At 53.6% G+C, this 14,518-nt stretch carries 12 protein-coding genes; 7 read left to right on the plus strand and 5 right to left on the minus strand.

What is annotated here, in order from left to right:
- Positions 1 to 63: 63 nt before the first annotated feature.
- Positions 64 to 2,184 carry a TonB-dependent receptor PqqU gene (pqqU, locus tag NA624_RS02760; RefSeq protein WP_000692031.1) on the plus strand — a complete coding sequence of 707 codons (2,121 nt, stop codon included), beginning with the start codon at positions 64 to 66 and terminating at the stop codon, positions 2,182 to 2,184.
- A 55-nt stretch (positions 2,185 to 2,239) separates the two neighbouring features.
- Here the strand turns inward: pqqU and mcbR are convergent, their stop codons facing one another.
- Together mcbR and NA624_RS02770 are read right to left on the minus strand one after the other, a co-directional pair.
- Positions 2,240 to 2,905, minus strand: a complete 666-nt coding sequence (mcbR, locus tag NA624_RS02765; protein ID WP_001119592.1) for a colanic acid/biofilm transcriptional regulator McbR — start codon at positions 2,903 to 2,905, stop codon at positions 2,240 to 2,242.
- 333 nt (positions 2,906 to 3,238) lie between these two features.
- A complete protein-coding gene (locus tag NA624_RS02770) occupies positions 3,239 to 4,276 on the minus strand; it encodes an NADP-dependent oxidoreductase (protein ID WP_001517827.1) in 1,038 nt (345 codons plus the stop codon).
- 210 nt (positions 4,277 to 4,486) lie between these two features.
- Here NA624_RS02770 and mddA point away from each other — a divergent pair, with 210 nt between their 5' ends.
- Together mddA and NA624_RS02780 are read left to right on the plus strand one after the other, a co-directional pair.
- Complete coding sequence (mddA, locus tag NA624_RS02775; RefSeq protein ID WP_000155373.1) at positions 4,487 to 5,002, plus strand: L-methionine sulfoximine/L-methionine sulfone acetyltransferase; 516 nt, start codon at positions 4,487 to 4,489, stop codon at positions 5,000 to 5,002.
- Positions 5,002 to 5,451 carry a DMT family transporter gene (locus tag NA624_RS02780; protein WP_001076565.1) on the plus strand — a complete coding sequence of 150 codons (450 nt, stop codon included), beginning with the start codon at positions 5,002 to 5,004 and terminating at the stop codon, positions 5,449 to 5,451. The genes mddA and NA624_RS02780 overlap by 1 nt, the downstream gene beginning before the upstream one ends.
- Positions 5,452 to 5,455: 4 nt before the next feature.
- On the opposite strand, the gene NA624_RS02785 is transcribed toward NA624_RS02780, so the two are convergent.
- Positions 5,456 to 5,689, minus strand: a complete 234-nt coding sequence (locus NA624_RS02785) for a YdcY family protein (protein WP_000018720.1) — start codon at positions 5,687 to 5,689, stop codon at positions 5,456 to 5,458.
- A 223-nt stretch (positions 5,690 to 5,912) separates the two neighbouring features.
- Here NA624_RS02785 and srfA point away from each other — a divergent pair, with 223 nt between their 5' ends.
- From srfA to srfC, 3 genes are read left to right on the plus strand one after another with little or no spacing between them, the layout of a single operon-like run.
- Positions 5,913 to 7,238: a virulence-associated effector SrfA gene (gene srfA / locus NA624_RS02790; protein WP_001129947.1), complete on the plus strand. Its 1,326-nt coding sequence runs from the start codon at positions 5,913 to 5,915 to the stop codon at positions 7,236 to 7,238.
- Positions 7,239 to 7,242: 4 nt separating this feature from the next.
- Positions 7,243 to 10,224 carry a virulence factor SrfB gene (locus NA624_RS02795; protein WP_000960834.1) on the plus strand — a complete coding sequence of 994 codons (2,982 nt, stop codon included), beginning with the start codon at positions 7,243 to 7,245 and terminating at the stop codon, positions 10,222 to 10,224.
- Positions 10,221 to 12,365, plus strand: a complete 2,145-nt coding sequence (gene srfC, locus NA624_RS02800) for a virulence-associated effector SrfC (RefSeq protein WP_000165622.1) — start codon at positions 10,221 to 10,223, stop codon at positions 12,363 to 12,365. The genes NA624_RS02795 and srfC overlap by 4 nt, the downstream gene beginning before the upstream one ends.
- 44 nt (positions 12,366 to 12,409) lie before the next feature.
- On the opposite strand, the gene NA624_RS02805 is transcribed toward srfC, so the two are convergent.
- A complete protein-coding gene (locus NA624_RS02805; protein ID WP_001522647.1) occupies positions 12,410 to 12,583 on the minus strand; it encodes a GhoT/OrtT family toxin in 174 nt (57 codons plus the stop codon).
- A gap of 198 nt (positions 12,584 to 12,781) precedes the next feature.
- On the opposite strand from NA624_RS02805, the gene yncL reads away from it, so the two are divergent.
- Positions 12,782 to 12,877 (plus strand): stress response membrane protein YncL, encoded by a 96-nt coding sequence (gene yncL, locus NA624_RS02810; protein ID WP_001103198.1) that lies wholly within the window; start codon positions 12,782 to 12,784, stop codon positions 12,875 to 12,877.
- Positions 12,878 to 12,981: 104 nt separating this feature from the next.
- Here yncL and patD read toward each other — a convergent pair whose 3' ends face one another.
- Entirely contained in the window at positions 12,982 to 14,427 is a 1,446-nt protein-coding gene (gene patD / locus NA624_RS02815; protein ID WP_000158095.1) for an aminobutyraldehyde dehydrogenase, read from the minus strand.
- Positions 14,428 to 14,518: the final 91 nt, after the last annotated feature.

The raw sequence follows: 14,518 nt of genomic DNA on the forward strand, positions 1-14,518 counted from the left end.
ACATATTGACTACCCTTAATGTCACGTTTTCCGTTGATACGCTTACATTTATCCGGCATTTTCATGAAAATTATTTCCGTTAGACAGCGACTTTATCCCGCCCTCTTATTGCCTCTGACCTTCTCCCCGGTTCTTCAGGCCGCCAGCGCGCCCAATGAACAAACCATGATAGTCACCGCAACGCCGCAAACCGTATCCGAACTGGATACACCTGCCGCCGTTAGCGTCATTGAGGGAGAAGACATGCGTCTGGCGACGCCGCGCGTCAATTTATCTGAGTCTTTAACCAGCGTCCCGGGATTGCAGGTGCAAAACCGGCAGAACTACGCGCAGGATCTGCAAATCTCTATCCGCGGATTTGGCTCGCGTTCCGCCTTTGGCGTGCGCGGCATTCGTCTGTATGTTGATGGCATTCCCGCCACCATGCCGGATGGGCAAGGCCAGATTTCGAATATTGATATTAACAGCATACAAGACGTTGAAGTGTTACGCGGCCCTTTCTCAGCGCTATACGGCAATGCTTCCGGCGGCGTGATAAATGTCACCACCGAAACCGGCAAACAGCCGCCTACCCTTGAGGCCAGCAGCTACTACGGCAGTTATGGAAGCTGGCGCTATGGGCTAAAAGCCACGGGCGCGATGGGTGACGGCACACAGCCAGGCGACGTGGATTACACGGTATCGACTACCCGTTTCACCACCCACGGCTACCGCGATCACAGCGGTGCGCGAAAAAATCTGGCTAATGCCAAACTGGGCGTTCGCCTTGACGATGTCAGTAAACTCTCGCTGATTTTTAATAGTGTGGACATTAAGGCGGACGATCCCGGCGGACTTACCGAATCTGAATGGAAAGCCGATCCGCAACAGGCGCCGCGCGCTGAACAGTACAATACGCGTAAAACCATCAAACAAACTCAGGCAGGATTGCGTTATGAACGTCAGCTCAGCGCGCAGGATGATATCAGCGTGATGGCCTACGCCGGAGAGCGGGAAACCACGCAATACCAGTCTATTCCCCTGGTGGCACAGCTAAAACCAGCTCAGGCTGGCGGCGTAATTACACTGCAACGCCACTATCAGGGCATTGATTCCCGCTGGACTCACCGGGGAGAATTAGGTGTGCCGGTCACCTTCACTGGCGGAGTAAACTATGAAAACATGAGCGAAAACCGCAAGGGTTACAATAACTTCCGTCTCAACAACGGCACCCCTGAGTTTGGGCATAAAGGCGATTTACGCCGGGATGAGCGTAACCTGATGTGGAATGTCGATCCTTATCTGCAAACCCAGTGGCAGCTTACGCAAAAACTCTCGCTGGATGCTGGCGTGCGCTACAGTTCCGTGTGGTTCGATTCTAACGATCACTATATCGCGCCCGGCAATGGCGATGACAGCGGCGACGCCAGCTATCACCACTGGCTACCCGCCGGATCGCTAAAATATGCGTTAACTGACGCCTGGAATCTCTATCTTGCTGCCGGTCGCGGATTTGAAACTCCCACAATCAATGAGCTTTCTTATCGCGCTGACGGCCAAAGTGGGTTCAACTTTGACCTCAAACCGTCGACCAATGATACGGTGGAAGTCGGCAGTAAAACGCGGATTGGCAATGGCTTGTTGACCGCCGCGTTATTTCAAACCGATACCGATGATGAAATTGTCGTCGCCAGCAGTATGGGAGGACGCACTACCTACAAAAACGCGGGCAAAACACGCCGCCAGGGCGCAGAACTCTCGTTGGACCAGCGCTTCGCCGGCGACTGGCGGGTGAAAGCATCATGGACCTGGCTGGATGCGACCTATCGCAGTAACGTTTGTCAGGGGCAAAACTGTGATGGAAACCGGATGCCCGGCATCGCCCGTAATATGGGATTCGCCTCATTAGGTTTTATCCCGGATGAGGGGTGGTACGCCGGAACAGACGTTCGCTATATGGGCGATATCATGGCCAATGATGAAAATACCGCCAAAGCGCCTTCGTATACCGTTGTTGGACTAAATACAGGGTATAAATTTAATTACAGTCAGCTTACCGTCGATATTTTTGGGCGGGTAGATAATCTATTTGATAAAGAATATATCGGTTCAGTGATCGTTAATGAATCTAATGGCCGATATTATGAGCCAGCGCCAGGGCGTAACTATGGCGTGGGGATTAATCTGGCATGGCAATTTGAATAAATATCCGGCAAATATCCGGCAATAGCGGGGAATCCCCGCTATTGATAAGTCATAGTTACATGAAGTACTGATTTTTAATCGTCGCTACGTTTTGTTGCAAAACGTTCTGTAGGCAGTGGCGACTGGCTTCTTTATCACCAGTCACTAACGCATTAAGCAATTTTCTGTACAGATTAACGCCGTTTTGATAATCATCAAGTTTAAAATTATCATATAAAAAATGCAGGCTTGGCCCCAGGCGTACCCATAATTGCTCGATCATGGCATACAGCGTTGGCATATCCGCGTAGTGGTAGATCTCAAAGCGGAATGCGCGGTTGGCCAAAAGAATTTTCTCCATAACGCCACTTTCCAGCGCCTGTTGAAATTCATCTAATAGCGCATTCAGCGTCTGCTCGCGATCCGGAGTAATCTTACCCGCAGCGGCGACCACCGCCATCTCCTCCAGGGCAGTACGAATCGTATTAATTTCCAGCAAACTTTCCAGCGAGATCTCCGGCACCATAAACGCCTGTGCTGGCGCCACCGCCAAAGCACTGGAAGAGACCAGCCTTAACAGAGCCTCACGCACCGGCGTAATACTGACGCCTAACTCTTGAGCGATATTTTTAGTGATAAGCCTTGCGCCTGGTTTTAATGCGCCAATAGACAATTGATGCTTTAACCGATTTTCAACCTGTGTGGTCAGGCTTATATGTTGTGTTTTTTCCGTACCCGGCATTTTCCTTCCTTCACCTCTTGGCAGAACAACATCGCAATCGAGTCCCGAAGAAGTTTCGGAACTTAATTGTAAAAAAGATAATCCAGGCCTGAACGGCCAAATAAATAAAAGTGATAATTTACTTGCGTGATATTCTCATCTTTTACAACAATACAGGTTTCTTTATGGCAACCGTTTTATCTCCGTCATTCCTTCATGTATCGAGATTTTTGACCGGTTCAGGCCGCTGAGGGAGATAAGCTGCCCCACCGCGATCTGAATGATGAATATAAGTAAAGCCGGAATTTTAAAATTTGCACATTTTTATGGCGACATAATGCCGCCATTTTTTCTTTACGCATCGTCCGCTAAACGTATCACGACTTTGCCAAAGTTCTTCCCCGCCAGCAGCCCCATAAACGCTTCTGGCGCATTTTCCAGCCCATCAGTAATCTGCTCCCGGTAATGTATTTTCCCTTCTTTTATCCAACGCCCCATTTCTTGCTGAAACTCATGTATCCGGTGACCATAGTCCTGGTTGATGATAAAACCTTGCAGGCGAATACGCTTTTTAAGTAATGTTGCCATCAGCAGAGGCAGTCTGTCTGGACCGTCCGGCAACGCTGTCGCATTGTAGCCGCTGACCAGACCGCAGAGCGGAATCCGCGCCGACGTATTCAGTAGCGGTAAGACGGCGTCAAAGACTTTACCACCGACATTCTCATAATAGATATCGATACCCTGCGGGCAGGCCTGCGCAAGCTGTTGTGGGAAATTATCAGCGTGATGATCAAGGCACAGATCAAATCCCAAAACGTCTGTCGCATGACGGCATTTTTCCGCGCCGCCAGCAATACCCACGACCCGGCAGCCCTTCAGCTTGCCAATTTGCCCAACCGTTGCGCCTACTGGGCCGGTGGCGGCGGCGACAACCAGCGTTTCGCCCTCTTTCGGCTGGCCGATATCCAGTAACCCCATATAGGCGGTAAACCCCGGCATTCCTAAAATACCCAGCGACCAGGAAGGATGTTGCGGATTATCACCCAGCTTTACCAACCCTTCGCCATCTGAAATGTCATAATCCTGCCAACCATTGTAACTCAACACCCATTCGTCTGGTCGGTAATCAGGATGGTTTGACGCGACAACGCGACTAACCGTACCGCCAACCATAACGCAGCCAGGTTCAACAGGCGGCGCATAAGAGGGTTCATCGCTCATGCGGCCACGCATATAAGGGTCGAGTGATAAAAAAACGGTACGCAATAGCACCTGCCCTTCACCGGGCGTCGCGACGTCATCTTCTTCGAGGCGGAAGTTATCCATCTGCGGCGCGCCGTGGGGACGCGAGGCCAAAACCCAACGACGATTTCGGTTGGTCTGTTGCTTCATTCTATTCTCCTCATGCCTGGCATAATCCATCAATAATAGTCGAACATTAGCTTTCTGAGGGAGTTAAACACTCTCAGATATCAGGCTGTGCGCTTTTATGAACGACTTTCCCCCCTCCTCGCTAAACATAAATTCTTGTGCTAATTCGTTGATTTATGCCGCCTTCAATAGTATTTCTAACACTATCGTAAACATTCCCTGGGGTTCCCTATGACGATTCGCTTTGCCGATAAAGCAGACTGCGCCGCGATTACCGAAATCTATAACCATGCGGTATTACATACTGCGGCCATCTGGAACGATCGGACGGTCGATACGGATAATCGCCTTGCCTGGTATGAGGCCCGTCAATTACTGGGCTATCCGGTGCTGGTAAGCGAAGAAAATGGCGTAGTGACTGGCTATGCATCATTTGGCGACTGGCGCAGTTTTGACGGTTTTCGCTATACCGTCGAGCACTCGGTTTATGTTCATCCGGCGCACCAGGGGAAAGGACTGGGGCGAAAACTGCTCAGCAGACTGATCGACGAAGCCCGACGCTGCGGCAAGCATGTGATGGTGGCCGGTATTGAGTCACAGAATGCCGCCTCAATACGCCTGCATCATTCGCTGGGATTTACCGTCACCGCGCAAATGCCGCAGGTCGGCGTAAAATTTGGCCGTTGGTTAGATCTTACGTTTATGCAGCTCCAGCTTGATGAACACGCCGCGCCGGACGCCTGCTGATGAACCAGTCGCTGACGCTTATCTTTTTGATCGCCGCCGGCGTCGGGCTGGTGGTACAAAACAGTATTATGGTGCGTATTACGCAGACATCATCGACGATTCTGATCGCTATGCTGTTGAACTCGCTGGTAGGGATCGTTTTATTTGTGACGATATTGTGGTTTAAGCAAGGCGCTGCGGGCTTCGGCGAGCTGGTCGCCAGCGTGCGCTGGTGGACATTGATCCCCGGTCTGCTGGGGTCATTTTTTGTATTTGCCAGCATTAGCGGGTATCAGAACGTTGGCGCCGCGACGACTATCGCGGTACTGGTCGCCAGCCAGTTAATCGGCGGACTGGCGCTGGATATCGCGCGTAGCCACGGCGTCACGTTACGCGCAATGGTCGGGCCGGCGTTCGGCGCGCTGTTGCTGGTCATTGGCGCATGGCTGATTGCGAAGCGCCAGTTTTAATGGGTTACAGGATCGTGCCGCCTTTGGTGAGCTGTTCGCGGCGCGCGTCCCGATCTTCTTGATATTGCCTGCCGTGATGCGCGATAGCCGTGCGCAAACGCTGCTGCTGCACATAACGATCTTCGCGACGTAATTCAGCGTCATCGCTCAAGGCAATCAGCAATTCATTCATATGGGCAATTACGCTCTCCGCGATAGCGGCATCCACGCGGGCGCTCACTTCCTCCAGGTGCGACATAAGCTCTCCTACTCTTTATTCTGTAACAGCATGATTCGCCTATTATACGCGTTATTGTCGCCCGATGCGGTAATTCGCCGCCGCCCTCCTGATTTAACTTACGTCAAGTGAAAACACGGGGCTTAATAGACCGAGAATTCGCGCCTTTTTGCCTTTCTTCCGCCGTTTGCTTGCGTATAGACCCCGTAAAGTAGACGCGTGAAGAAGTCTAAGGGATAACAACGTGGCAAAATCTCTCTTGCGCAGCGGCAATCTGGATGATTATCAGGCCGTGGGCGGCGGCGGTCAGGCCGTATTTGAATCAGCATTGCAAATTCGCGAAACGCTTCGTCTGCGTAAACAGCAGGCGATGGTTGACTGTCTGGCGATTCCGCAACTTAACGATAATGGCGATCGGGTTGACTGGTATTCGCCGATTGAAGGTCAGGCGATAGCGTGGAAAGCGGCTGACGAAGAGACACGTTCTCGGGCTTTACGTTATTTAGCCAGCACTTTTGAAAGCGCGGCTGCACTCAGTCGCAAAAGTCTGCAATCCGGTAAAACAGCGCTTCAGCTATTTGGATCGCTACTTGAGAAAGCGACGCAATTTCCCGGCGAAAATCATGTTTTCCTGGTTAACGGCAAACCGGTTATCACCTTCTGGGGATTCGTTAATCTCAACGAAAATACACGCGATGATGTGCTGGACTGCCTGCGGATAACCGAGGCAATCCCCGACATCCCTCTGGTCGAGCCGGAGCCGGAGCCCGAAGAAAAGCCGCTGGTAGAGGCGGCGTTTAGTCAGGCGGATGAACCCTTGTTAACGTCTGTCATTGAGCCGCCGAAAATGCCGGAGGAACCTGTTGCGCCGCCCGTTATCGTTAGCGAGCCGAAGCCGGCCACACCCATCCCGGTTGCTGAGGCGAAAAGAGCTCGCCGTCTACCGCTGTGGAGCTTACCTGTCGCTGCCGTGGTTATCGCCGCCGTCGCCACGCCTTTTTTCTGGCCATCTTCATCCGTTGACGGGGCCTCTCCTGTTCGCGCCGCGCCTGTCGCTACCGCGAAAACTGACGTTACCCCATTGCCTGAACTCACCGCGCATTTGCCGCTGCATCGCGCTGAGGTGACGCCCGCCCCCAAAGCGGCGCCGTTGCCGGAAGCGCCTGTTATTATTGCCGCTATCCCCAAAGACGCACTGGTGATGGACAGTACGCAGATGAAGCTTGGAACCACGCGCTTTTTAAACGGTAGCTGGCGGGTCAGCGTGGATGTCAAAGATCCGATTACCGGCAAGCCGCCCTCTCTGCGTTATCAGATCCAAAATAACAAAGGTATCGCGCGCGTAGTACATGGCGATAACGTGGTTTGTCGGGCGGAAATTTTCTCTGGTCTGCATCAAACGGGCGAGCTGATGATTAAAAGTCGCGGCAATGCGCGCTGCACCGACGGTTCACGTTATCCGATGCCGGAAATTACCTGTAAAGCAGGCGTCAATGACGTCGCAACCTGTACCGCCCGTTATGGCGACCACGCGGCAATTCCGTTGACGTTTAAAAAGATAGGTGCCTGATTTTATGTTGGTCAATCTGTGTGATTACAAACAGAGCGTCACGCTCATTGCAAACAGCGGCGTCCAGTTTCTTGATTTTGGCTTAACGCCGCAAGAGTCGGCCCACTACGGACGTTTTGTGCGCAAAACGGCAAACGGCCCGCTACTGCGCCTCGATTTTGATCTGACCAGCGGGCGCTACACGTTGCCAGGACGTGCTGGCGGCCAACCCGAAGTCGTGAAACCGGAAAGCACTCAGACGCTGCACTATTCTCTGGATGTACTCGACGGGATCTGGCTTCCCCTGCCGTTCCTGCGTTTTAATCCGCCGCGTACCTTTATTGACGGGCCGGATAACTGGGCGCGCATTCAGGTACGTAAACTCAGCGAGCCAGATAGCGCCGGAAACACACACCGCATCACCCTCGCCTTCGACAGTCAACTGGCCAAAAATATGCCTGCGGCGTTGGCGCCTTGCGAAAACGATCTGCTCAATGGCACACGTTTTGCGCTCGCCTGGCGCGATGAAGAAGTTGCCGATTTTCTTGACCAGACATGGATTGACGGCTGGCTGCGCGAGTCGTTTCTTCAGTATGCCTCACAGGTGGAAAACCGTTCGGAACAGGCCATACAACAAGCGCTGCGTAGCTTTGAGTATCAGGCGCACTGGTTGAATTTACTGACGCTGTTAGGCGAACAGCTTACGGTGCCGGAAGTAAAGTTTGTGACACATACGTTAAGCACGCCCGCAATCCCGGTCGATCTGATTCTGGATGTCGGCAATACGCATACCTGCGGCGTCTTGATCGAGGATCATGGCGATGCGAATGACGGGTTACGCCAGACGGCAGAGCTTCAGGTGCGTTCTTTAAGCGAGCCGCAGTATCTGAACGATCCTTTATTTACCAGCCGGGTGGAATTCTCGGAATCGCGCTTTGGCAAGCAACACTTTTCTGTCGAAAGCGGACGAGACGACGCCTTTGTCTGGCCTTCCATTGTGCGTGTGGGCGACGAGGCTCGCGCCCTTGCTATGCAGCGTGTGGGCACCGAAGGCAGCAGCGGCATCTCCAGCCCGCGCCGCTACCTGTGGGATGAAACCCCCGCCTTGCAGGACTGGCGTTTTAGTCAGATCCACGGTAAAACGCAGCGCGAACCGCTTGCCACCGCGTTTCCGCTGATGAATCTGATGAACGACGACGGACAGCCGTTATTCCGCCTGCCGCATGAAGAAAGGCTACCGGTTTTTTCGCCGCAATACAGCCGTAGCACCTTGATGACGCATATGTTGTGCGAAATTCTGGCTCAGGCGCTGGGGCAAATTAACAGCGTCGCCACCCGGCTGCGACTCGGCTTTCCCGCCGCGCCGCGCCAGCTACGCACCCTGATTTTAACGCTGCCTTCCGCTATGCCGAAACAGGAGCGAGAAATTTTCCGCCAGCGAATGTTTGAAGCGCTGGCGCTGGTCTGGAAAGCCATGGGCTGGCATCCGCAGGATGAGGATTTCACCACGCCTAAGCAGCGTGAAAAAAGCGTGGTGCCGGTACCAGAAATACAGATGGAATGGGACGAAGCAAGTTGTGGCCAACTGGTATGGCTTTATAACGAAGCCATTTCGCATTACGCCGGGCGTACCGAATCCTTTTTTAATGCACTCGCCAGACCGGATCGCCAGCCTGAACCCGGCGTCGTCCCCGGACGCGCGTTGCGCGTGGCATCGATTGATATCGGCGGTGGCACGACGGATATGGCGATTGTTCACTATCAGTTAGATGACGGCGTGGGGGCCAATGTAAAAATTACGCCTCATCTCCTGTTTCGCGAAGGTTTTAAAGTCGCCGGGGACGATCTGCTATTGGATATCATTCAGCGTTGCGTACTCCCTTCCCTGCAAACGGCGTTGCAACGAGCAGGCGTTACGGATGCCGCCGCCCTGCTGGCGACCTTATTTGGCGATTCGGGACGAATTGATACTCAGGCCATTTTGCGCCAGCAAACGGCGCTGCAATTATTTATGCCGCTGGGCCATGCGGTACTTTCCGCCTGGGAGCAAAGCGACATTAACGATCCGTTTGCCGGTTTACATGCGACATTTGGCGATCTGCTGATCCGCCGCCCAACGAGCAACGTGATGAACTATATCCAGCAGGCGATCGATCATGCCTTACCGTCTGGTTCGCCGACATTTGATATATTCAATGTGCCGTTGCAAATCCAGTTTAGCCAGCTTCAGGAGGCTCTGCTGGCCGGTCAGTTTACGCTGACAACGCCGCTTCATGCGGTCTGCGAAGCGATCTCCCACTATCACTGCGATATCTTGCTGGTGACGGGGAGACCGACCTGTTTACCCGGCGTACAGGCGCTCATCCGGCACTTACAACCGGTGCCGGTTAATCGCATTGTGTGGATGGATAAGTATCAGGTACATGAATGGTATCCCTTCAGTCAGCAAGGGCGTATCGGCAATCCAAAATCCACTGCCGCGGTAGGCGCGATGTTATGCAGCCTGGCGCTGGACTTACGTCTGCCGCGTTTCAATTTTAAAGCGGCTGATATCGGCGCGTATTCGACTGTGCGTTATCTCGGCGTACTGGATAATACCGTTAATACGCTTCGCGATGAAAATATCTGGTATCACGAGATCGATTTGGATAAACCCGGCGCAACGCTGGACGCTCGCCTGCATTTTCCGCTACGTGGCAACGTAACGTTGGGCTTTCGTCAACTGGCGAACAGTCGCTGGCCTGCGACCCCACTCTATTGCCTGAGCATTAATTCCGCCGAACTGGCGAAAACCATCGCAGGCGACGGCGTACTGAATGTGCGACTGAAATTACGCGGCAGTAGCAAAGATAGCGCCCCGGAATCGTTCATATTAAGTGATGCCTGGCTCCAGGACGGAACGCCGGTCGCCGCCGATGCGCTGACATTAAAATTGAATACGCTGGCTGACCGTCGCCACAGCGGCAGCCACTACTGGATAGATAGCGGGAGTGTATACCTGAAATGACAAAACCGTTAAACGCCACCCAGGCTGTTATCGAGTGGGTTAACAACACGCGCCGTTACGCAACGCGACTGGATGACGAAGCCGACGCTCTGCTGGCGCAACTTACGCTTGCCGCGGCGGATGAGTCAGCGCTCAACGCCGCCTGCGCATCACATGGCTGCGTTGGTCTGTACGGGTATGCGCAATCCGCAAAAGCGCATCTGTTAACGACGCTATGCGGTAACGAGAATGGCAAGCTGGAAATTATCACGCCGGACCGTGACTATGATTATTTCAGCCACATCAATCCGGGCCATGCGCCAGCGAATATGGCTATTCGCTTTACGCGCGACATTTTTTCAAACGAGAACAGCTGGCCGTTGCGCCTGCGCTTGATCAGTGAAGCCGAACTGGTGCAGATCTTTATTGCCTGGACCAGCTCGTCCCACATTTGTCGCCAGGTCGAAAAATCCATTATCACATCACGCCTGGAGAAATGGCAATCGCTTCGCCAACCGCAGCCCGTCCCCGGCGTTACCGCTGAAGAGGTCGCGACCATCGCGAGTTTCTGGCGCTCTTGTCTTCCGTCCGCCAGACAACATATTGATGATGCGACATGGCAACACTTTGCCTCGCTCTTGCCTGCGCTGGATCTCACGACACGGGCGCACGCCTGGGCATTACTGTGGGGAGAGCAACCGGAGATCACCCAGCAATGGCTGGCGCTGGCGCATATGTTGCAACAAACCAGCCATGCCGGGGAACTGGCGGCGCCGCTCAGCCTGCTGGTCGATCATTTTGGCTTACCGGCGGAAAACTTCCTGACGCAAATGGCGCTAACCGCCAGCGATACGCAAAGCGATGTGGTGGTGCATCCGGTTAAGGAAGGCCGACTGCTCAATGCGGTCAGCCTTTCGCTTGATTCTCTGGCGCTGCTTACCCGCGAACTGGTGCTAACCGTTGAAAACAGCGTACTGGATAATGTTGATTTACTGGATATTCCGGTCGCGCCAGACAGTCATCCTCATCCGTTATGGCGGGCGAAATTAGGCTGGATGCTGGCCCATTACCGTCAACAGGTACAGCCCGATGTTCTGGTAATTTGCAATGCTCTGGCATCTCGCTCGCAAACATCCGCCGCCGCCCGTCACTTACTGGAGTGGGTTAACGCCACGCAGCCGCAGCATGAATCAGCGTTACCCGGCGTCGTCTGGGCTATTACTCCACAGGATGCCCGTTTTGCCACCCAGCAAAATCTGGATGAAGCCGTCCAGCAGTTGATGGGTAAACCTGGCGTGCATTGGGGAACGCTGCAGGCGCTGGATAAACACAGTATGCAGCGTTTGGTGGAATGGTTATCGCAGGCGACATCGGCACCACAGCGACAGGCGCGCTTACAGGCGTTACGCGAACAACTGCGAGGCCGCGTGCGCGATCTGTTACCGATGTTTGATGACGCGCAGCTACCGGTTGAAACCGTGATCCGGCGTCTTCAGGCCCAGGCCGCCAGACATGGCGACCTGCTGGCCGGGCTGTTACCGCCGGTACAGAACTTCGAAGCGTTGCTGCGCACCCGACAGTCGCGAGAAGAACAGGTCAGCGGTTTATTTAATGACGCGATCGATCTCTTTGCCGACGAACCAACGCGCGCTTCAGCGTCAGAAGGTCATGAAACAGGCTACCAGGCGCACAAAATGTGGATCAATCATCTGCGCCAGTGGGCCCACTGCCGGGATAATGCGCAGCGTCTGGGTCTGGAACCGCAGATGCTCAACGCCGTGGCGGAGATTTTAATTACCGCCAGCTATCGCCTCGGTTTACCTCAGCAGTTACAGAAAACCATGCAGCGCGAGGAGGTGAGCGGCGCGCAGCTTCATGCCATCATTGGTAACTTCATCGCCTGGCTCGGCTACACAAATATCGAGGAGGCCCAACGCCCGGCCAGCCGCGTTCAGAAAGGCGCAGCCATTTTCGCCGCAACGTCGCGTTCGACAATGTTGCGTCTAACAAAGCTTGACGAACAGCCCGTTCACGCCGCCAGCCGCTATGTCTATGACTGGCTTGTTGCGCTGTATACCCTGGCCAATGAGAACGCAGGATATCGGCATCCGCAGGACGTTACCGACGTAGACAGAGAGCAATTAATTGCCCTGATAGCCTGACCTGGCGGAAAAACCATGCCCGGTAACCTGTATCGGGCTTGAGGTCAGAAAAGCGAAAACAGCAACGCGACGGGGAAACTTATCGGCCATGTCGCGCCAACCAAAAAGGCGCTCAGGAAACGAATTCGTTTTTTGTCATGAGTCAAAAACCAGGTGATCAGGAATGATATCACCGCCATGACGGCGTAAAAAATTAATATCTTTTGAAAGAGGGTCATATCAGGCATCCGCGCCAACCAGAGGAAAAAACGCGCGCAATATGCTCTTTTTATTTGACACACATCAAGGTTTGTCAGCCTTAACAGCAAAACGTTCTCAATGCACGGCTCCGCTCACAGAATATCCTGTTTACGTATTATTGCGGATCTCGCCAACCCGTACTATACCCATAGGGGTTATGATGAAAGGTGGCGAAAATGAATGTTTCCAGTAAAACCGTCGTGCTGATTAATGTCTTTGCTGCTGCAGGACTTTTGGGTCTGATCTCGTTGAGATTCGGCTGGTTTGCTTGAGGTGTTCAACCTTTGAGTACTTGCTGCGCATGTTGGCGGGGAGGTCCCCCTCTCCGCCAACACCCGCCTATTTTTTCATGATTTTTCTGAACAGTAAATGATCCTTAATGCTTAACCATGATGTGGCGGACAAGAGTGTAGTCTTCCAGACCATACAATGACATATCTTTGCCGTATCCCGACTGTTTTTGCCCTCCATGCGGCATCTCGCTAACCAACATGAAATGGGTATTAATCCAGGTACAGCCATACTGCAATCTGGCGCTAAGCCGGTGCGCCCGCCCGACGTCCTGAGTCCAGACGGAGGATGCCAGACCATAGCGAGAATCGTTGGCCCACCTCAGAACCTGATCTTCATCATCAAAGACGGTTATACTGACCACCGGGCCGAAGACCTCGCGTTGCACGATGGCATCTTCCTGTTTTGCGTCTGCCAGCAACGTCGGAGCGAAATAGTAACCTTTACCTTCCGTTTGACTTCCGCCAGTAATCACACGGATATGGCTGAGGGCCTTCGCCTCCTCTACAGCCGCTGTGACGCGCTTCAGGTGCGCCAGCGAACTTAACGGCCCCAGCTCTGTCGACTTATCCTCCGGCGCGCCCATTTTCAGGCTGCTCACCGCGTTCCCTAGCTTTTCGACCAGCGCATCATAGATACCGCGCTGCGCATATATACGGCACGCCGCAGTACAATCCTGTCCGGCATTATAGAAACCAAAAGTCCGGACGCCCTGCGCCACCGCATCCAGATCGGCGTCATCAAAAACAATCACCGGGGCTTTACCACCGAGTTCCATATGCGTACGTTTTATCGCTGGCGCAGTATGGCGCAGAATATGCTCCCCGGTCGCGATAGAACCGGTTAAAGAGACCATGCGTACTTTTTCATGGCCGGTCAATACATCGCCAACAGTCTGCCCTCGTCCGAACAGGACATTGAGCACCCCCGGCGGAAAGATATCCTTCGCCAGCGCGGCAAGTTTAAGCGCCGTCAGCGGCGTGATTTCAGAAGGCTTAATCACCACGCAGTTACCTGCCGCCAGCGCTGGCGCCAGCTTCCAGGCCGCCATCATGAGCGGATAATTCCACGGCGCGATAGAGGCAACCACGCCAATCGGATCCCGGCGGATCATCGACGTATGTCCTTCCAGATATTCGCCCGCCGCCAGCCCACTCAAACAACGGGCCGCGCCGGCAAAAAAGCGAAAAACATCCACGATTGCCGGAATTTCATCATTAATTACGCAGTGCAAAGGCTTACCGCAGTTTTGCGATTCAAGCCGGGCGAACTCAAGGGCGTTTTGCTCGATGCTGTCCGCCAGTTTTAACAGACATTCCGCCCGTGCTTTGGGTGTGGTCTGCCCCCATTCGGCAAACGCGCTATCGGCGGCCAGCACTGCGGCGTCAACCTGCGCGGGCGACGCTTCCGCAATCTCAAGTATGACCTCGCCTGTCGCCGGGTTATAAACAGACTGCCTTTCTCCCTCGCCGTCCACCAGCACGCCATTAATCAGTAATTGATATTGCATAGCATTTTCCCATATCGTCATTAATCGATTTCCGGCGAACGGGCCGCCGCTTTCCTAAAAATAGACGGCGCGCCAGATGCTCACCCGGCACACTCGGGAAATTTAGTCAGGT

It is taken from the genome of Salmonella sp. NW38 (assembly GCF_051807745.1).
Taxonomy (GTDB): Bacteria; Pseudomonadota; Gammaproteobacteria; order Enterobacterales; family Enterobacteriaceae; genus Salmonella; species Salmonella enterica.